Here is an 18,235-nt window from a genome sequence, read left to right as displayed (position 1 = left end):
GCGTCGTCTCCTCGTGTCGTCCGGCTCGGGTGGGCTGCTCAGGTGTTCAGGGCGTCAGCGGATCAGGACAGGATCCGCATGGCCGAGATGTCCCAGTAGCCCGAGAACACCGAGGTGGCGAAGCCGGAGCGGGCCACGTAGCGGTGCGTGTCGGTGATCAGCGGCGTCATGTCGACGCGCTCGAGGATCGTCTTCTGGGCGGCGAGCAGGTTCTCGCACTGCGTCTCGGTGTCCGAGGCGGCCATGGCGGCCTCGTAGTACGCGACGCCCTCGGGGTTGTCGCTGGAGGAGACGTTGGTACCGCCGTCGGCGTAGGTCGGGCCGAGGTAGCGGGCGATCGTGGTGTGGATGAGGCCGGGGCCGGCGTTCTCCGCCGCGATCGCGACGTCCCAGGTGGCGGGCTCGGTGCGCATGGCCTTCGACCAGTCGGCCGGGTCGAGCGCCGAGACGGTGACCGTGGCGCCCGCGGCGCGGAGCGACTCGGCCAGGTAGTCGGCGGCCGGGTCCCAGTTCGACATCATCAGCAGGCGGATCGACTGACCGGTGAGCTCGGGCGTCGCGGCGGCGGGGTCGTACGTCTGCACGAGCGACTCGTCGTCCAGGGCGCAGCGGTAGCTGGCCGCGTTGACGGTGTACTGCGGCACGCCGAGGCCGTCGAGGCCGGCGGAGTTGAAGCCCTGCGTGTCGATCGCCTGGGCGACCGCGGCGCGGAGGTCCTGCTTGCCCTCGAAGATCGAGCCGGAGCCGGGGGCCTCGTTGAAGACCAGGTTGTAGGCCGAGCTGGCGAAGGTGACGGTCGTGTAGGCCGGGTCGTCCTCGAAGCGCAGCGCGTTGGAGTCGTAGAAGCGGGCGAGGTCGACGCCGCCGGACTCGAGCAGGTTGGCGCTCGTGTTGGAGTCGGACTGCACGGTCAGGTTGATCGTCTTCGCGGGCTCGCCCTCGACGTCCTGCCAGTCGGGCCAGGCGTCGTAGTCGTCGCGCAGCGTGTAGGCGGCGCTGACGCCGGCGGAGAGGTCCGACAGCGTGTACGGGCCGGACCAGGCGCCGTCGACGGTGCCCGCGGCGAGACCCTCGGGGTCGGCGAGACCGGCGGGGCAGATGATGCCGGTGCCGGGGCGGGTGACGCCGCCGAGCAGCTGCGAGTAGGGCTGGCTGAGCGAGATCGTCAGCGTGCCGGCCGCGTCGTCGGGGGTGAAGGTCGGCTCGCCGGAGCCGAAGGCCTGGTTCTTCCAGGTCACCGCGCCCGAGTCCTCGAGACCGGTGAGGTAGCTGAAGGAGTCGGCGACGACGGTCGGCGTGATCGCGGTGCCGTCGGCGCAGGTGGCGCTGTCGCGGAGGGTGAACGTGTACTCGGAGGCCGAGACGGCGTTCCACTCGGAGGCGAGGCCGCCGATGTAGCCCTCGGTCTCGCCCTGGCGGAGCAGGGTGTCGAAGCCGAGGCGCGCGACGGTCACGTCGGCGTCGGCGGAGGCCTTCGCGGGGTCGAAGGTGGACGGCGCGTACCAGAGCTCCGCGTTGATGGTGTCGGTGGTGCCGGCGGTGCCGGTGGCGCTCTGCGGGGCGCTGGTGGTCCCGCAGGCGGTGAGCGCGAGGCTCGCGACGGCCGCCAGTGCGACGCCGGCGAGCAAGCTCTTCCTGACCATGGTGCTGTCCTCCAAGGGGTACGGGTGGTGCATCGGGGCGGGGCGGAGTTGCTCGGGGGGCCGCTCAACTTGGATCCAATCTAAGGCAATGCGGATCCCATTGTGTTTCGTCGGGATTACATCTCCCGGGCGTCCCCCGCGGGCCGGTCGTGGACCGTCCGCCCGCCGACCACGGTGCGCAGCACGCGCGCCTCGGCGAACTCCTCCGCCGAGCACTCCCCCGGGTCGACCGAGAGCAGCACCAGATCGGCGAGGAACCCGGCCCGGAGCATCCCGCGGCGGTCCTCCGCGAAGGCCGCGTGCGCCGCTCCCCGCGTGTAGCCCTCGACGGCCTCGAGCACCGTCAGCGCCTGCTCGGCGCCGAGCGGGTCGGGCAGGCGGCGCATCCGACGGCTCACCGCGGTCGCGACCACCCGGCGCGGGTCGAACGGGAAGTAGGGGGCGTCGGAGCCGAGCGCGATCACAGCGCCGGAGTCGCGCCAGTCGCGCATCGGGTTCACCGGGTCGGCCCGCGCGCCGAGCCGGGCCGTCAGTCCCGCCGCGTTGCTCCAGGCGATCGAGGGCTGCAGCGAGGCGACGACGCCGAGCCGGGTCGCGCGCTCGCGGCTCTCGGCGGAGGGCTCGAGGTAGGCGTGGATCAGCTGGCAGCGCAGGGCGGCGATCCGCTCGGGCGAACCCGCCGCCTCGAGCGCGTCGAGCACCTCGGCGACCGCACGGCTGCCGACCGCGTGCACACCCAGGCCCCAGCCGCGCTGGACGCATTCCGCGGCGAGCCGCGCGAACTCGGCCGTCTCGATCCGCTGCACGCCGTGACCGCCGTCGGGCCAGGGCTGCTCGAGGAGCGCCTGGCCCTTCATCCCCTCGCCGTCGTAGTAGACCTTGATCGGACCGAGGCGGAGCAGCTCGTCGCCGTCGCCGGTGGTGCCGTCGATCGAGTCGAGCACGGCCAGCGCCTCGTCGATGCCGGGGACCGCTTCCGTGCCGAGCTCGGGGTACGGCATCGCGACGACGCGCAGCGACAGCTCGCCGCGCGCGTGCGCCGCGCGGTAGGCGACGAGCTCGTCGAGCGTGACGGCCGGGTCGACGACACCGGTGAAGCCCAGCTCGTGCAGCAGCGGCTGGATGCGGAGGAGGGCCGCGCGGCGGTCCTCGGGGGTGGGCAGGGTGTCGCCGAGCCAGTCCGGGGCGTCCGGATCGGCGTCGGCGTCGGCGAGCATCGCGGCCGAGAACGCGTCGGCGCCGGCGTCCGCGTCGAGCAGTTGCAGGGCCTTCAGGCCCGCGCGCTGGGCGTGCGAGTGCGCGTCGATGAAGCCGGGGAGGAGGGTGCCGTCGAGGTGCTCCTCGGGGGTGCCGGCCGGGGCGGCGGCGCGGACCTCCTGCAGGGTGCCGACCGCGGCGATCCGGTCGCCCCCGATCAGGAGCGCCTCGGCGAGCGGGTTCGCCGGGTCCATCGTGCGGACGCCGGCGACGAGGAGGCGCGCGGCCGGGGCCGCGTGGACGTCAGGCATCGGGCGGGGGTCAGGCATCGATCGTCTCGCGGCGGTCGAGCCAGTCGTGCACGTCGGCCGCGGTGACGAGGGCGTCGCGCTGGAGGTACTCGATCGCCTCCAGCGTGGCGGCGTGCGCGCGCTCGCTCGAGCCGGCGACGCAGTCGGCGAGCACCCGGACGGCGTAGTCGTGCTGGTGCGCGTCCGCGGCCGTGTAGTGGATGCAGACGTCGGTGAGGCCGCCGACCAGCAGCAGCGTGCCCGCGCGGTACGCCTTCAGCACGATCTCGAGCTCGGTGCCGAAGAAGGCGGAGTAGCGGCGCTTGCGGATCACGAACTCCTCCGGCCGCGGCTCCAGCCAGGACGCCAGCTCCGTGCCCGGGTCGCCCTCGAGGCAGTGCGGGCCCTCGGCGCCGTCGAGCTCGCGGCCGATGTCGATCAGGTCGCGCTTGTGCACCTCCTGCACGAAGACGACCGGCACGCCGGCACTGCGGCAGTGCGCGATCAGGTCGCGCACCCGGGGCGCGCGCTCCGCCCGGCCGCTCATCACGGGGATGCCGGGGGTCGGCAGGCCCGAGGCGGCCCCGCCCTGGATGTCGACGACGAGGAGGACGGGAGTGCCGGAGACGGCGAGCATGCGGGTGGATCCTTCCGGGTGGTGCGCGGGTCGGGTGAGGTGCCCCCACGACCCCGGCGGCGCGAGGGCCGGGGCCCGTCGTCCGCCCGGCAAGTCTGGCCAGGCGATCGTTCGGGCGGGGGTCGGCCGTGTTTCCCCGGGGTAAAACCTCGGGATGCTCGGCTTGTGGAGGAGAGTCGGGCGCGGGCCACTCCATCTGCGCCCCCTGATTCCTCAAAAGTTGCGGTAGTCGCGCTCGACTACCGCAACTTCTGGAGATTCAGCGAGCGGCGGAGGCGGAGCGCGGCGGGCCTGTGGAGAACGCCGCACTCCCCCGCGTGTGGAGGAGCGCGGCCGGACGTCATTCCTCAGAAGTTGCGGTAGTCGCGCGCCACGACCGCAACTTTTGGAGAGTCGGGGGTCGGGCGCGGGTCGGGTGGGGCGCGCGGGGCGGGGCGGCCGTCAGACCGGGCGGGCGGCGCGGCGGCGGCGGTGCGGGAGCAGGGTGGCGACGTCGACCGGGGCGAAGGCGTCGGCGACGGCTACCCAGACGGAGGCGTCGGGGGCGTGGTCGCCGAGCAGCTCGGCGCAGACTCCGCAGGGCTCGATGAGGTGGCGGGAGCCGGCCGGGCGCTGCAGCACTCCGACGATCGAGACGACCGGGGAGCCGGCGACGACCGCGGCGCTGAGGGCTGCCGACTCGGCGCAGACGGAGGCCCGGCCGGCGCTCGCCTCGACGTGCAGGCCGGTCACGATCCGGCCGTCCGCGAGCCGGAGCGCGGCCGCGACCTCGTGCACGCCGGTCCGGTAGCGCGCGTCGAGGATCGCCGACGCGGTCTCGAGCAGCTCGCGGTCCGGCGCGGACATCCCGGCCGGAGGCCCGTCGAGCACCGGCCGATCGAGCACCGGGCTCTCCGGCACCGACGGCTCCGACGCCGCCCGCTCGGTCACGACCAGCCCAGGATCCGCGCCATGTTGCCGCCCTCGACCAGCGCGCGGTCGGCCTCGTCCGGGATGGCCTTGGCGATCTTCATCCGCTCGAGGTCGAAGTCGCTGCCCGGCCACTCCGAGCCGAGCAGGATCTTCTCGGCGCCGAGCCGGGCGTAGGCGCGCTTGACGTCGGACATCAGCGTCGCCGAGGTCTCGAGGTAGACGTGCGGGTTGCGCTCGGCGACGATGATCGCCTCGGGCACGTTCCAGACCGCGCCCATGTGGGCGATGATCGTCGGCACCCCGGGGAAGCCCTTGGCGATCTCCTCGATGGCGAACGGCGCGCAGAACGCGTCGTCGAGCGCGTTGATCAGCACGGGCAGCCCGAGCTCGTCGCAGACCGCGAACAGCGGGTCGAGCAGCCCGTGATCGGCGACGTGGTAGCCGTGCAGGCTGGGGTGCAGCTTGAGCCCGACCAGGCCCGCGTCGGCGAAGCGGCGGATCTCGTCGGTCGCGTTCTCCCACTGCGGCATGACCTGGCCGAAGCCGAAGAGACGGTCGGGGTGCGCCTTCACGAGGTCGATCAGGAAGTCGTTCTCGATGCCCTGCGCGAGGGAGCAGACCATCGCGCGGTCGACGCCGGCGGCGTCCATCCGGTCGAGGATGCGCTTCGGGTCGAACGGGGTGTAGGCCGGGGGCTGCTCGCCGGGGCGGACCCCGCTGAGGTAGTCGCTGCGGCCTCGGCGGTCCTGCGTGGTGTTGTACGCGTCGATGATCATGCGGCGTCTCCTTCTTCCGGTGTGGTGCGGGGGTGTCGTGCGCGGGTGGGGTGTCGTTCGAGGGCTGGGATGCTCAGCCGACCGCGGCCATCGCGCCCATGGCGACGAGCGCGGCGAGGGAGGCGAGCCTCCGGGTGGTGTCGAGGCGGCCGGGGCGACCGGCGAGGGCGACGCGGAGCGTGCACGCCGCGTAGACGGCGACGGCGGCGCCGAGCGGCAGGGCGAGTCCGCCGCCGTGCGCGTGCCCGGCGCCCGCGAGAGCACCCGCGGCGGGCGCGGCCTCGGCGAGGAGCACGAGGACGGCGGCGAGCAGCATCCCGACGGCGTGCAGCGCGTCGGCGCCGTGGCGTCGGACTCCGCGGCCGCGGCGCACCCGGTCGACGAGGGCGGCGACGAGCGCGCAGCCCGCGAGCAGAGCGGACCAGAGCGGCGCCGGCAGGAGGTGCAGGGCGGGCAGGTGCACGTCGAGCATCGCAGCGAGCATGGCGCCCTCGGCGACGAGCCAGCCGCGGCCGACTCCCCGCCAGCCGGCGAGACCGAGCGCGAGGGAGGCGGCGGCGCCCGCCACCATCACGACCAGCAGCACGTCCACGCCGGCCTCCAGACCTCGATCGGTCGCCATGGCGGGCAACATTGGATCCAATGTATGGCCGGGCGGATCCAAGGTCAAGCTCGGTCTGGTCCCGCACGCCCGTCGATCGACGCCCCGGCCGCCGCGTGGGATCCAATCCCTGCCATGATTGGATCCCGGCCCGCGTGCGGCCGCTGATCGGAGGGGATCATCGCGTGACGACCCAGGGCGACAACGCACTCGTGGACGATCTGGCCGCCCGGATCCGGGCGAAGATCATGTCCGGTGAGATCCCGATCGGCGCCCCGCTGCGCCAGGCCGAGCTCGCGACCCAGTTCGGCATCAGCCGCACCCCGGTCCGCGAGGCGCTGCGGCAGCTGCAGACCGGCGGGCTGATCGAGGTCGTCCCGAACCGCGGCGCCGTCGTCCGCGTGCCGGTGCCGTGGGAGGTGCGCGAGGCCTACGAGGTGCGCGCCGAGCTCGAGTCGCTGGCCGCCCGCCGCGCGGTGGACCGCCTGGACGACGCGACGATCGCCGAGCTCCGCTCCGTCAACACGGCCATGTACGAGCGCTCGCTCGCCGTCGCCGCCGGCACCGCGGCCGAGCGCGACGGCAGCGCCAACGACCAGTTCCACGGCCTGATCTACCAGGCCTCCGGGAACACCCGCCTCAGCCGGATGCTGATCGAGATCAACGACGCCTTCCCGCGCAACGTCTCGGGCCTGGTCCTCCGCGAGAACTCGCGTCACCGCGAGGAGAACTTCCGCGAGCACGAGCAGATCGTCGAGGCCTTCGTCGCCGGCGACCGCGATCGCGCCGCCGGCATCATGCGCGAGCACGTCCTCCGCGCCGGCGAGCACCTCGCGCACTGGTACGAGCGCCGCTCCTCGACGGTGTTCACGGGCTGAGGCGCGCCGGCCCGCGCACGACGTCAGCCAGGAGTCGCCGTCATCGCCCATCGGCGATGAACACGGCTCTCAGCTGATGTCGTGCGGCGGTGTCAGCTCCGCGGCGCCGTCGACCCGCGGATCAGCAGCTCCGTCGGCAGCAGGGTCGCGCGCGCGACGTCCTCGCCGGCCAGCAGCCGCACCAGGACCTCGGCCATCGCGTCGCCGAGGCCGGCGGCCGGCTGCCGGACGGTCGTGATCGGCGGCTCGGCCGCCTCGGAGGAGTAGTCGCCGTCGAAGCCGGCCAGCGCCACGTCGCCCGGCACGGACAGCCCGCGCTCGCGCAGCACCGCCAGGGCGCCGGAGGCCATCTGGTCGTTGGAGGCGAAGACCGCGTCGATCGGGCGGCCGGAGTCGAGGAGGCGCCGCATCGCCTCGGCGCCGTCGCGCGGCGAGTAGTCGCCGATCTCGACGAGCGAGGCGTCCAGGCCCGCCGCCTCGACGGTCGCGCGCCAGCCCGCCAGCCGGTCGATGGCGCCGGGCATGTCCTGGCGGCTGGCGATCATCGCCGGGGCGCGCCTCCCGAGGCCCAGCAGATGCTCGGTGACCTGCCGCGCCGCACCGACGTTGTCGACGTCGACGAAGTGGCTGTCGTGGTCGTCGAGGCTGAGCGGGCGGCCGCCGAAGACGAGGGGGACGCTCGCGCCGATCCGAGCGTAGGAGTGGTCGCCGCTGTGGTGCGAGACCACGAGGGCGCCGTCGACGTTGCCGCCGAGGAGGTAGCGGCGGGTCTTGTCGGGCGTGGCCTCGGAGGCGATCACGATGTTGAGCATGTAGTCGGTCGCGGCGAGGCGGGTCGCCGCGCCCTGCACGACGGCGGCGAGGAACGGGTCGCCGAAGACCTTGCCGATCGACTCGGGCACCAGCAGGGCGAGGACCTGGGTCCGCCGGCTGGCGAGCGAGCGCGCCGCCCGGTTGGGCACGTAGCCGAGCTGCTCGATCGCGAGGCGGACGGCGGCCTGCGCCTCGGCCTTGACCTTCGGCGAGTCGTTGACGACGCGGCTGACCGTCGCGCGCGACACTCCGGCGAGCGCGGCGACCGCCTCGAGCGTGGGTGCGGCCGGTGCGGTGTCGTGACTCATGCGTGCCTCTCGAGCGGTGGTCCCCGGGCCCGAGAGTAGCCGAGCGGGCGCGCGGGGCTCGAGACGCTCCCGGGGGTCCGCTCGCACTGCGGCCACAGCGGGCTTCCCCTGCCGATCGAGTAGCCCGCGCGGTCGGCTCCTCATGCTGATCGAGCAGGTCGCGCAGCGGGTTTCCCTGCTGATCGAGTAGCCCGCGCAGCGGGCGTATCGAGATCCGCCGGCAGGAGGAGCGCCCGGGGGTCAGCCCTTGACCGCGCCGCCCATGATGCCGGCGATCAGCTGCTTGCCCGCCAGCACGAAGAGCACCAGCAGCGGGACGATCGACAGCACCGCACCGGCCAGCACGATCGAGTAGTCGACGTAGTAGCCGGACTGAAGCTGCGACAGCGCGGTCTGCAGCGTCGGGTTGGTCGGGCTCAGCACGATCAGCGGCCAGAGGAAGTCGGTCCACGCCATCATGAAGGTGAACAGCGCGAGGATCGCCATCGCGGGGCGCGCGGCCGGCACCGCGACGGTCAGGAACGTCCGGAACTGGTTCGCTCCGTCCACCCGCGCCGCCTCGATCAGCTCGTCCGGGATCACGTCGACGAGGTACTGCCGCATGAAGAACACGCCGAACGCGGTGACCAGCGTCGGCACGATCACGGCGCCCAGGGTGCCGGTCCAGCCGAGCTGCCGCATCAGGATGAACAGCGGGATGATGCCCAGCTGGGTCGGGATCGCCATCGTCGCGATCACGGTGATCATCAGCCCGTCCCGCCCGCGGAAGCGCAGCTTCGCGAAGGCGTAGCCGGCCAGGGTCGAGAACGAGACGACCGAGAGCGTGATGATCCCCGAGACGATCACGCTGTTCAGCAGCGCCGTCCAGAACGGGATCGCCGTGAACACCTGCGCCGCGTTGGCCAGGAAGTTGCCGCCCGGAATCAGCGGCAGCGTCTCGCCGCGGGTCGCGTTGCTCCCGCTGGCCACCACGAACGACCACCAGAGCGGGTAGGTCGAACCGAGGATGAACGCGCTGAGCAGCCCGTAGGTGAGGAAGCCGGGGCGGTCGACGCGGCCGGCCCCGGAGGAGCGCGGGCGCCTGGTGCGACGCTCGGGCTCGGCCGCGACAGGGGCGGCGGCGGGAACGGTGGGGATCGTCGCGGTCATCGGTCGCTCGCTTTCTGCGCCGGTCGGCGCGTGCGCGTTCTCACGCGGTTCTCGACGGACGCGATCCTCCGCGAGATCGCGAAGTTCACCAGTCCGATCAGCACGATCAGCAGGAACAGCAGCCAGGCGACCGCCGCCGCCTCGCCGAAGTTCTGCCGGAAGAACGCCATCTCCCAGAGGTAGAGGACGGTCGTCTGGAACTGGCGGTCCGAGCCGCCGATGCCGCCGGCGTTCGAGACGTCGAACAGGCGCGGCTCGGCGAAGATCTGCAGGCCGCCGATGGTGGCGGTGATGATCACGAAGATCAGGGTCGGCCGGATGCTCGGGATCGTGATCGAGGTGAAGCGGCGGAACGAGCCCGCCCCGTCGAGCGCGGCCGACTCGTGCAGATCGCGCGGCACGGCCTGCATCGCGGCGAGCAGGATGAGCGCGTTGTAGCCGGTCCAGCGCCAGTTGACCATCGAGGCGATCGCGATGTGGCTGGCGAGGCGGTCGTTGGTCCAGTCGATCGGGGCGATGCCGACCAGGCCGAGCAGATTGTTCGCCAGGCCCTCCTGGTCGCCGAAGATGCTCGAGAAGATCAGCGCCACCGCGACGGGCGAGACGACGTAGGGCAGCAGAACGCTCATCCGCCAGAAGGTGCGGGCGCGCAGCGACTGGTCGAGCACCGCCGCGAGCACCAGGGCGACGGCGAGCTGCGGGATCGTGGAGAGCAGGAAGATGCTCAGCGTGTTGCCGATCGAGTTCCAGAAGAAGCGGTCGCCGAGCACCGCGGCGAAGTTGCCGAGGCCGACGAAGTCGCCCTGGCCCTGCAGCAGCTGCCAGTCGTAGAGCGAGACCACCAGCGTGTAGACGAGCGGGAAGGCTCCCGTGATCGCGAACAGCAGGAAGAACGGCGAGATGTAGAGGTAGGGCGACGCCTTGACGTCGAAGCGGCTCATCCGCTGCTTGGCCGTCAGCGGCAGGCGGGGCGCGGGGCGGCGGCCGGGAGGCGGCGCGGCCGACGCGGTCGGCGGGGTCAGGGTGCTCGTCATGGGTCGCTCTCGTCGGTCGCTCTCGTGGGGGACTCGTTCGTGGGACGCGTCGTCGGACGCGTCACGGACGCGTCGTCGGACGCGTCATCGGGAGGGGAGGGAGGGCCCCCGCCCGGCCTGCTACCGGACGGGGGCCCTGTCTGAGGGGAGCGGGTCAGTCGACCAGCTCGTCGAGGAGCGAGAGCGCCTCGTCCCAGCCCTTGTCGCCGTCGAGCTCGCCGCGGTCGACCTTCTGCAGGACCGGGCCGAAGACGTTCTCCTGGATCAGCGAGTCGTCCGGACCCTTGTACTGGGCGACGACGCCCTGGGCGCGCTCGGCGAGGATCGCGCCGGTCGGCGAGCCGTTCAGCGCCGGGTCGGGCGCGGCGGCGGAGGCGAGCTCCTCCTGGGCGGAGACGGTGCTCGGGAACGGACCGGTCGCGTCGAACGCGGCGATCTGCTGCTCCGGCTCGCTCAGCCACGAGGCGAGCTCCGCGGCCTCGGCGGGGTGCTTCGACTGCATCGGGACGGAGAGGAACGAGCCGCCCCAGTTGGCCGCGCCGCCGGGGAAGACGTCCGCGAAGTCCCAGCCGGTGGCCTCGGGGTCGCCGCCGCCGGCCTCGACCTGCGCCTTCACCTGGCCGAGCATCCAGCCCGGGCAGACGAAGGTCGCGAAGGTGCCGTCGGTGAACGACTTGCCCTTGTTCCAGTCCCAGGCCTTCTGCGCGGCCGAGAGCCCGGAGGCGGCGCCGTCGGTGATCCAACCCCAGCGCTCCTGCAGCTCGGCGTTGCCGTCGATGTTCAGCTCGCCGTCGGCGGTGTAGTAGCCCTCGGGGAGCTGGTTGACCATGGCGTTCCAGACGAAGCCGGACTGGTCGTACCAGGCCTTGCCGGTCGCGTCGTGGTACTGCTTGCCGGCCGCGAAGTAGTCCTCCCAGGTCGCGTCCGCGCCGCCGAGCAGCTCCGCGACGGCGGCGCGATCGGTGGGCAGGCCCGCGGCCTCGAAGGCGGCGGTGCTGTAGCAGAGGCCCTCGGGGCCGATGTCGGTGCCGTAGCCGATGACGCGGCCGTCGGGGTCGACGGCCTGCTCGTACTTCCAGTCGACCCAGTCGGCCTTGCGGTCCTCGATGCCGTGGTCGCGCAGGTCGACGAACTGGTCGGAGACCTCCATGATCGAGCCGAGCCAGCCCTCCTCGATCGCGACGACGTCGGCGAGGCCGGAGCCCGCGGCGAGCTTGGTGAACGCGTCGGTCCGCGCGTTGCCGCCGGTGTCGATGTTGTTCGGGACGATCGTGACGCCCGGGTGGGCCTCCTCGTACTCGGCGTAGAGGTCGTCGAACCCCATGGCGCCGAATGTGGTCACGGTCAGTTCGATGTCCCCGCCCTCGGCCGCGCCGGATCCGGACGAACATCCGGAGACGAGCAGGGCGAGGGTGGCGGCGCCGGCGATCGCCGAGGCGATTCTGGCGCGTCGTGATTCGAGCACGGTCACTCCTTCGTGATGGGTGTCAGGGCACCCCTGGGGGCGCTCTCACGTGCTGTGCTGCCGTGTGTGAGAGCGCTCTCACGAGGTGTGAGGCGAGCATACGGAGCGGGTCGCGGGGAGGTCAAGGGTTTTGTGAGAGCGCTCTCTTCGAGCGGGTCCGGGAGGAGGTCCGGCGCGCGGGATCGGTCTCGGCTCGCGGAATCGGGCCGGAATCGCGAGCCGGCACACGCCCGGCACGGTTCCGACACGCGGAACGGCCCTCGGCACGCGGAAACCCGGCAGAACTGCGAGCCGGAGGTGATCCGACGAGCCGGAGTCGGCCCAAGGCGCCTCCAGCACGCGGAATCACCCTCGGCACGGAGAAACCCGCGGAAACGACGAGCCGGAGCCGACCTGGCGAGCCGCAGGTGACTCCGGAGCGACTCCGGCTCGTGGAAGCCGGGTGGGACAGCGAGCCGGAGGTCGGCTCACGAGCCGGGGGCGGCTCCCGCGTCGATCGCGGCGTCTCGGGTCCGCCTCTTGACGTGGAACTTGTTTTTCACAAGCATGAGCGCAGACGCCGCAATCCGCAGCATCGCCTCGAAGGAGAGACCGCCATGACCTCGATGTTCGTCAACCTGCCCGTCACCGACCTCGAGCGCGCGAAGGCGTTCTACGTCGCGCTCGGCTTCTCGATCAATCCGGCGTTCTCCGACCACAACGCGGCCTGCGTCGTGGTGGAGGAGGACCACAACTACTTCATGATCCTGGTGCGCGAGTACTTCCAGACCTTCAGCGATCTGCCGATCGGCGACCCGGCCGTGAACCCCTCCGTCTCGACCGCGATCTTCCTCGACACCCGCGAGGCCGTCGACGCCACCGTGACCGCGGGGCTCGCCGCGGGCGGCTCCGAGTCGCGGCCCGCCTCCGACTACGGCTTCATGTACCAGCGCCAGGTCTCCGACCCCGACGGCAACCTGCTCGAGTTCGGCTGGATGGACCCGGTCGCCGCGGCGCAGGGCCCGGAGGCGTTCACCGGCGAGCAGGCCTGAGGGCGATGGCCGCACGCGACTACGGGCAGTACTCGGCGCTCACCCGCGCGGTCGAGCTGGTCGGCGAGCGCTGGGCGCTGCTGATCGTCCGGGATCTCCTGGTCGGGCCGCGCCGCTACAGCGAGCTCGCGCAGGGGCTCGCGCGGATCCCGAGCAACGTGCTGGCCGGCCGGCTGAAGGAGCTGCAGGCGGCCGGGATCATCCGGCGGGCGCCGCGCTCGCGCATCATCGTCTACGAGCTGACGCCCTACGGCCGCGAGCTCGAGCCGATCGTGCTCGCGCTCGGCGCGTGGGGGTTCAAGGCGCTGGGCGATCCGCGCGAGGAGCAGGTGATCACCCCCGACTCGATGACGGTGGACCTGCGGACCGCGTTCCGGCCGCAGGTCGCGGCCGAGCTGCCGGCGACGGTGTACGCGGCGCAGGTCGGGCCGGCCGGGCTGCTGATCCGGGTCGACGGCGCGGCGCTGGACGTGTCGCGCGGAGAGGTGCCGGGCGGCGAGGCTCCGGTGGATCTCGCGTTCTCGACCGGCGCGGACATCCGGCTGCTGCTGTCGGGCGAGCTCGCGCCGGAGCGGGCGATCGCGACCGGCGCGGTCACGGTGCTGCGCGGGCGGGACGCGCTGCTCGGGCGCTTCGCGAGCACGTTCCACCTGGCGGCGTGAGGGAGCGGTGCCGCGGTCGCGCACCCGCGGAGCGGGCCCCCTGCATGCTGATCGAGTAGTCCGCGCAGCGGACGTATCGAGATCCGCCGTGTTGCGAGCGGTGGGTCTCGATACGCCCCTCCGGGGCTACTCGACCAGCATGCAGGGGCCCCTCCGGGCCTGCTCGACCAGCATGGAGGGGCTGCTCGACCGGCATGCAGCGCTGGCCGCTGAGCGAGGGGCGGCTGGCCGCGCAGGGCGCCTCCGGGGGCGTGCGGCCGGGAGCCGACTGGGCGCGCGGCTCCCGCGGCGCCCGCGGGTGCTGGAGTGGCCGTTGCCCTCGCGCGCCGCGGGGCCGTCCACGACCCGCGGAGGAACTCCCATGCCGTCATCCAAGCCCGCCAGCCGCACCACGAGTGAGCAGCGGAAGGAGCACGCCGAGCAGTACTCCGCCGCGGCGCGCTACGCGTCCGAGGCGTTCGGCACCTTCCTGCTCGTCGCGGGCGGCGTGGGCACGGCGATCTTCGCCTCCGCCTTCCCGGACAGCGGCAACGCACTCGGCGTCGGATTCCTCGGCGTCGCGCTCGCCTTCGGGCTCACGCTGGTCGCCGGGATCTACGCCGTCGGCCACATCTCGGGCGGGCACTTCAACCCGGCCGTCTCGATCGGCTTCGCCCTCGCGGGGCGGACGGAGTGGCGGCACATCCCCGGCTACATCGTCGCCCAGCTGATCGGCGGCATCGCCGGCGCCGGAGTCGTCGCGCTGATCGCGGCCGACGGGCCGGCCGGCTACTTCGACGCCGCCCGCGACTCCGGCTTCGCCTCGAACGGCTTCGGCGCCGCCTCCCCCGGTGGTTTCGGGCTCGGCGCGGTGATCCTGGCCGAGGTCGTGCTGACGGCCGTCTTCGTCGGCGTGATCCTCTCCGTCACCTCGAAGAGCGAGTACAAGTCCGTCGCCCCGCTCGCGATCGGCCTCACGCTGACCCTCGTGCACCTGATCAGCATCCCGATCAGCAACACCTCGGTGAACCCGGCGCGCTCTATCGCCGCGGCGGTCTTCGCCGGCCCCGACGCGCTCGGCCAGGTCTGGGTGTTCGTGCTGGCGCCGGTGCTCGGCGCGGCGATCGCCGGCCTCGCCTCGAAGACGCTGCACCGCAGCCGCTGACGCGCGGGGCCCGCCGGTCGCCGCGTCGACGACGCAGAAGTTGCGGTAGTCGAGCACGACTACCGCAACTCTGGAGGAATGGGGGCCGCCCGGCGGGCGGGATCTCGAGACGCCCGCGAGCGGCTGCTCGATCAGCATGGTCGGGGGCGGCGGTCGTGAGAGACATGCTGGTCGAGTAGTCCCGCAGGGACGTATCGAGACCCACCCTCTGCAGGACGGTGGATCTCGATACGCCCGCGAGCGGGCTACTCGATCAGCATGCTGCTGCGAGCAGCACCGCTGGGGCGAGCGGGCTGCTCGATCAGCAGGGGCGTCAGCCGACGAGCATCGCGAAGCCCTGGGCGGGGAGGGTGACCGGGGTCGGGCCCGTGGCGGGGGACTCGCTGACGAGGGCGCCGTCCTGCGTGTAGACGCGGAGGGTGCCGGTGCCGTCGACCGTGGTCGGCTGGGGCGACGCGGTCGAGTTGCGGACCAGCTCGGTGCGGCCGGTGTCGCCGACGAGGACGAGGCGCGAGACGACGGGGCGGACCAGCAGGGCGTCGAGCTTCGTCTCGCCGGAGAGGGCGCGGACCTCGACGGTGGTCGCGCTCGCGGGGAGGGTGCGGCGGAGCTTCTGCGGCAGCAGGATGCCGGACGCCTCGGTGACGCCCTGCGCGCCGACGGTGCTGGTGAGCACGTCGAGCGGGCGGCGGCCGGAGTTCCAGAGGCTGATCGGGGTCTTCTCGGTGCCGCGCTCGGCGGCGAAGATCACGGCCTCGACCAGGCGGTCCTGGGTCGCGGAGCCGACGGGGATCGTCGCGGACCGGCGCCAGTTCGAGAGCGACAGGTAGGAGCCGCTCCAGCCGGACTCGCCGGTCCACGCCGACTCCGGGGTGACGACCGTGCCGCCGCGGGCCGATTCGGCCTCGACGAGGCGGAGGCCGTCGCGGCTCGCCTGGGTCGTGACCGCGGTCGCGCGGGCAGCAACCGACGGGTGCGCGTCGAGCGCGAGCATCGACAGCAGTCCGTGGATGGTGCTCTCGGCGCCGCTGTTGCGGTTGACGCTGCCGTCGGCCTGGACGCCGTCGTAGGTGACTCCGGTCGCCGGGTCGTAGACGGGGGCACCGCTGAGGTTGAGGCCGAAGAACCACGCGCCCTGCACGCCGGCGAGGTCGGTGTAGGCGCTGGATCCGGTCGCGTCGGCGAGGGCGAGCGAGTTCTGCAGCCGCGAGTCCGCGCCGTAGGCGATCTGCACGCGGTCGGTCGGCGTCGGGTTCCAGCCGTTGTCCGGGCCGCCGGCGGTCAGCAGCTCGGGGGCGAAGCGGGCGGCGTCGACGACGGCCGGCTCGAGGAGCGACGCGTCGCCGAGCGCGACGGACGAGGCGGCCAGGCCGCCCGCCATCTGCGAGGACCAGGAGTGCCAGAGCGAGCGCGACTTCGTCCAGGGCAGGATCGCGCCGTACGGCCAGGAGGTGGTGTCCGCTTCCGTCGTGGTGCGGGCGTAGGCGGCGACGCCCTCGGCGAGCTTCGCGGTGCTGGCGCGCACGGCGGCGTCGTCGGGCGCGGCCACGACGTAGGCGGAGAGGCCGAGCAGCGCCTCCGCGGTGGCGTCGGCTCCGTCGACGATCAGCCAGGCGGGCACGTCGACGCCGTCGGCGACCGCGTACTCGCCGTAGCGGGTGAGCACCTCGCGGTCGACGGCGGAGACGCCGAGGCGCAGGCGATCCTGCAGGAAGGCGGCGAAGTCGGGGTCCTCGTCCTGGAACGCCGCGTAGCCCTCGCCGAGCGCCCAGAGGGTGCGGGCGAGCCAGTAGCTGTCCTCGGAGTCGCTCGGGTCGGGCAGCTCCACGGGTTCGGCGCTGGGGTTCAGGTCGCCGTCGGGCTGCATCCAGAGGACGACATTGCCGGCGTCGTCGCCGTCGGTGGTCTGGAAGTAGGCGAGGGAGCGGAGGGTCTCGTAGGCCTTGTCGCGGCTCGCCGTCGAGCCGGTCTGCTGCCAGTGCCGCAGGTAGACGACCGCCGCGCGCGAGACGTCGTCGGTGTTGTAGGCGCCCTGCGCCCAGTCGCCGGTCGCCGGGTCGAGGGGGCCGCCGCCGACGCGCTCGAAGGTGCCGCCGTCGCGGGCGTCGGCGTAGGTCCACGGGAGCACGAGGTCCGGCTCCTCGGCGAGGCGGTAGGTGCTGTGGCCGACCTGGGGCTCCGGAGTGGCGGTGTCGAGCAGGAAGTCGAGGTGCGCGGTGTTCGTCAGCGGCTCGGCGGCCTGGGCGGGGGCCGCGCCGACGGCGAGGCCTCCGGCGGCGAGGGCGGTCGCGGCCAGGACGGCGGCGGCGCGGGGTCTGAAGTTCGTCATTGAACTCTCTCCTTGAAGGGGGGGGTGGTGGCTGGGGGTGGGGGATCTCGATACGCCCGCTGCGCGGCCTACTCGATCAGCATGAAAAGGCTGGCTCGGGGGGAGTGATCGCATGCTGGTCGAGCAGCCCCGGAGGGGCGTATCGAGACCCGGCGCCTGCAGAACGGCGGATCTCGATACGCCCGCTGAGCGGGCTACTCGATCAGCATGAAAAGGCGCCCGCGGCGCGGGCTCGGTGGGGCGCCCGCAGCGCGGGCTCGGAGGCGCTACTCGTCCGTGCGGACCAGGCGGGCCGCGCCGATCTTGGAGTCGGCCATGCCGTAGAAGACGTAGTGCCGGCCGTCGATCTCCTCGATGGCGGTGGGGAAGACGACGTTGGGGACGATGCCGCTGCGCTCCTCCTCGGTCTCGGCCTCGAGCAGGGGCTCGGAGGTGCGGGCGATCACCTTCGAGGGGTCGTCGGCGTCGAGGAGGATCGCGCCGGCCGCGTAGTTGACGTGCTGCTGCTGCGAGAAGGCGCTGTCGATCGTGCCGGTGACGCCGTGATGCAGCAGCAGCCAGCCCTCGGGCACCCGCAGCGGCACGGGGCCGCCGCCGACCTTCAGCTCCTCGAACGGGAACTCGGGACCCGCGACGAAGCGGTGCCGGGTCCAGCGCGTGAGGTTCGCCAGGTCGCGGTCGACGTCCTCGACCGGCACGTAGCTGATCCAGATGCTCTGCCGCGGGTCGTCGACGCCGGCGGGCAGGCGCACGCCCTCCCCCGGCTTCGTCTCGCCGAGGTCCCACATCGGCCGGTGCAGCACCGCGAAGCAGCGCGTGCCGTCGGGCGCCGCGACGATCTCGGGGAAGAACACCGTGTCCTTGTTGTGGAAGAGCCCGAGGTCGATGTCGAGGGCGTCGTCGTAGGCGAAGGTCACCGGGCCCAGGCGCCGCCACTCGCGCAGGTCCTTCGAGACGGCGAGCGCCGTCCGCGGCCCGAGCGGCCCGTAGGCGACGTAGGTCATCACGTGCAGCCCGAGCGCCTCGACGAAGGTGACCCGCGGATCCTCGACGCCCGAGTTCACCGCCCCGCGCTCGAAGCCGCGGTCGGGCGCCAGCACGACGCCCTGGCGCACGACGCCGACGGGGACGCCGCCCTCGACGAGCACGCGGGCCAGGCCGATCCGCGAGACGTTGCCGGCGGCGACCATCCGGGGCAGGAGGTAGAGCTCGCCGTCGGGTCCGCGCCCGCTGCCGGGGTTGAGCACCCCCTCGGCCTCGAGCGGCTCGCCCGCGAGCGGCTCCATCACGACGCCGACGCGCTCGAGGCGGTAGGGGACGGAGGTGCGGGTGGTGGTGGCGGTGGTACCGGGGGTGGGAGTCATGG

16 protein-coding genes are annotated in these 18,235 nt (G+C 72.9%); 4 read left to right on the top strand and 12 right to left on the bottom strand.

Annotated features, from left to right (window positions below):
• Nucleotides 1-62: 62 nt before the first annotated feature.
• From HRK28_RS16010 to HRK28_RS15985, 6 genes are all read right to left on the bottom strand, one after another.
• Entirely contained in the window at nt 63-1,643 is a 1,581-nt protein-coding gene (locus tag HRK28_RS16010; protein ID WP_173252328.1) for an ABC transporter substrate-binding protein, read from the bottom strand.
• A 116-nt stretch (nt 1,644-1,759) separates the two neighbouring features.
• Nucleotides 1,760-3,151 (bottom strand): amidohydrolase, encoded by a 1,392-nt coding sequence (locus HRK28_RS16005; RefSeq protein ID WP_173252327.1) that lies wholly within the window; start codon nt 3,149-3,151, stop codon nt 1,760-1,762.
• Between the two features lie 10 nt (nt 3,152-3,161).
• The gene (locus HRK28_RS16000) at nt 3,162-3,767 is read right to left on the bottom strand and encodes a cysteine hydrolase family protein (RefSeq protein WP_173252326.1); all 606 of its coding nucleotides are present in this window, start codon (nt 3,765-3,767) and stop codon (nt 3,162-3,164) included.
• A 441-nt stretch (nt 3,768-4,208) separates the two neighbouring features.
• Nucleotides 4,209-4,667 carry a hypothetical protein gene (locus HRK28_RS15995; protein WP_217274809.1) on the bottom strand — a complete coding sequence of 153 codons (459 nt, stop codon included), beginning with the start codon at nt 4,665-4,667 and terminating at the stop codon, nt 4,209-4,211.
• Between the two features lie 26 nt (nt 4,668-4,693).
• The gene (locus HRK28_RS15990) at nt 4,694-5,455 is read right to left on the bottom strand and encodes an amidohydrolase family protein (RefSeq protein WP_123447441.1); all 762 of its coding nucleotides are present in this window, start codon (nt 5,453-5,455) and stop codon (nt 4,694-4,696) included.
• 73 nt (nt 5,456-5,528) lie between these two features.
• Entirely contained in the window at nt 5,529-6,077 is a 549-nt protein-coding gene (locus HRK28_RS15985; protein WP_160086519.1) for a hypothetical protein, read from the bottom strand.
• 164 nt (nt 6,078-6,241) lie between these two features.
• Between HRK28_RS15985 and HRK28_RS15980 the strand changes: the two genes are divergently transcribed.
• Nucleotides 6,242-6,934, top strand: coding sequence for a GntR family transcriptional regulator (locus tag HRK28_RS15980; RefSeq protein ID WP_217274808.1), 693 nt, complete (start codon nt 6,242-6,244; stop codon nt 6,932-6,934).
• Nucleotides 6,935-7,026: 92 nt separating this feature from the next.
• On the opposite strand, the gene HRK28_RS15975 is transcribed toward HRK28_RS15980, so the two are convergent.
• The 4 genes from HRK28_RS15975 to HRK28_RS15960 form a co-directional block, all read right to left on the bottom strand.
• Nucleotides 7,027-8,055 carry a LacI family DNA-binding transcriptional regulator gene (locus HRK28_RS15975; RefSeq protein ID WP_173252323.1) on the bottom strand — a complete coding sequence of 343 codons (1,029 nt, stop codon included), beginning with the start codon at nt 8,053-8,055 and terminating at the stop codon, nt 7,027-7,029.
• Between the two features lie 240 nt (nt 8,056-8,295).
• Nucleotides 8,296-9,204: a carbohydrate ABC transporter permease gene (locus HRK28_RS15970; RefSeq protein WP_160086515.1), complete on the bottom strand. Its 909-nt coding sequence runs from the start codon at nt 9,202-9,204 to the stop codon at nt 8,296-8,298.
• Complete coding sequence (locus tag HRK28_RS15965) at nt 9,201-10,238, bottom strand: carbohydrate ABC transporter permease (protein WP_160086513.1); 1,038 nt, start codon at nt 10,236-10,238, stop codon at nt 9,201-9,203. Before HRK28_RS15965 ends, HRK28_RS15970 begins: the two co-directional genes overlap by 4 nt.
• Nucleotides 10,239-10,392: 154 nt before the next feature.
• Complete coding sequence (locus HRK28_RS15960) at nt 10,393-11,703, bottom strand: ABC transporter substrate-binding protein (protein ID WP_173252322.1); 1,311 nt, start codon at nt 11,701-11,703, stop codon at nt 10,393-10,395.
• 596 nt (nt 11,704-12,299) lie between these two features.
• Here HRK28_RS15960 and HRK28_RS15955 point away from each other — a divergent pair.
• The 3 genes from HRK28_RS15955 to aqpZ all read left to right on the top strand — a co-directional run bounded on the left by HRK28_RS15955 (nt 12,300) and on the right by aqpZ (nt 14,540).
• Nucleotides 12,300-12,734 carry a VOC family protein gene (locus HRK28_RS15955; RefSeq protein WP_173252321.1) on the top strand — a complete coding sequence of 145 codons (435 nt, stop codon included), beginning with the start codon at nt 12,300-12,302 and terminating at the stop codon, nt 12,732-12,734.
• Nucleotides 12,735-12,739: 5 nt separating this feature from the next.
• A complete protein-coding gene (locus tag HRK28_RS15950; RefSeq protein WP_132435434.1) occupies nt 12,740-13,396 on the top strand; it encodes a helix-turn-helix domain-containing protein in 657 nt (218 codons plus the stop codon).
• Nucleotides 13,397-13,757: 361 nt separating this feature from the next.
• Nucleotides 13,758-14,540, top strand: a complete 783-nt coding sequence (gene aqpZ, locus HRK28_RS15945) for an aquaporin Z (protein ID WP_173252320.1) — start codon at nt 13,758-13,760, stop codon at nt 14,538-14,540.
• Nucleotides 14,541-14,853: 313 nt separating this feature from the next.
• Here aqpZ and HRK28_RS15940 read toward each other — a convergent pair whose 3' ends face one another.
• The gene (locus HRK28_RS15940; protein ID WP_173252319.1) at nt 14,854-16,869 is read right to left on the bottom strand and encodes a hypothetical protein; all 2,016 of its coding nucleotides are present in this window, start codon (nt 16,867-16,869) and stop codon (nt 14,854-14,856) included.
• A gap of 266 nt (nt 16,870-17,135) precedes the next feature.
• On the bottom strand, nt 17,136-18,233 hold the full coding sequence (locus HRK28_RS15935; RefSeq protein ID WP_173252318.1) for a glycosidase: 1,098 nt from the start codon (nt 18,231-18,233) through the stop codon (nt 17,136-17,138).
• Nucleotides 18,234-18,235 lie beyond the last annotated feature (2 nt).

Origin of the sequence: Rathayibacter sp. VKM Ac-2835 (genome assembly GCF_013266705.1) — a bacterium.
Taxonomy (GTDB): Bacteria; Actinomycetota; Actinomycetes; order Actinomycetales; family Microbacteriaceae; genus Rathayibacter.
This window is presented reverse-complemented; position numbering and strand designations above follow the sequence as displayed.

Coding starts and splice junctions, on each gene's coding strand:
- HRK28_RS15955 (WP_173252321.1), top strand. CDS start 12,300: ATGACCTCGATGTTCGTCAACCTGCCCGTCACCGACCTCGAGCGCGCG.
- HRK28_RS15935 (WP_173252318.1), bottom strand. CDS start 18,233: ATGACTCCCACCCCCGGTACCACCGCCACCACCACCCGCACCTCCGTC.
- HRK28_RS15990 (WP_123447441.1), bottom strand. CDS start 5,455: ATGATCATCGACGCGTACAACACCACGCAGGACCGCCGAGGCCGCAGC.
- HRK28_RS15940 (WP_173252319.1), bottom strand. CDS start 16,869: ATGACGAACTTCAGACCCCGCGCCGCCGCCGTCCTGGCCGCGACCGCC.
- aqpZ (WP_173252320.1), top strand. CDS start 13,758: ATGCCGTCATCCAAGCCCGCCAGCCGCACCACGAGTGAGCAGCGGAAG.
- HRK28_RS16000 (WP_173252326.1), bottom strand. CDS start 3,767: ATGCTCGCCGTCTCCGGCACTCCCGTCCTCCTCGTCGTCGACATCCAG.
- HRK28_RS15985 (WP_160086519.1), bottom strand. CDS start 6,077: ATGGCGACCGATCGAGGTCTGGAGGCCGGCGTGGACGTGCTGCTGGTC.
- HRK28_RS16010 (WP_173252328.1), bottom strand. CDS start 1,643: ATGGTCAGGAAGAGCTTGCTCGCCGGCGTCGCACTGGCGGCCGTCGCG.
- HRK28_RS15975 (WP_173252323.1), bottom strand. CDS start 8,055: ATGAGTCACGACACCGCACCGGCCGCACCCACGCTCGAGGCGGTCGCC.
- HRK28_RS15950 (WP_132435434.1), top strand. CDS start 12,740: ATGGCCGCACGCGACTACGGGCAGTACTCGGCGCTCACCCGCGCGGTC.
- HRK28_RS15970 (WP_160086515.1), bottom strand. CDS start 9,204: ATGACCGCGACGATCCCCACCGTTCCCGCCGCCGCCCCTGTCGCGGCC.
- HRK28_RS16005 (WP_173252327.1), bottom strand. CDS start 3,151: ATGCCTGACGTCCACGCGGCCCCGGCCGCGCGCCTCCTCGTCGCCGGC.
- HRK28_RS15965 (WP_160086513.1), bottom strand. CDS start 10,238: ATGACGAGCACCCTGACCCCGCCGACCGCGTCGGCCGCGCCGCCTCCC.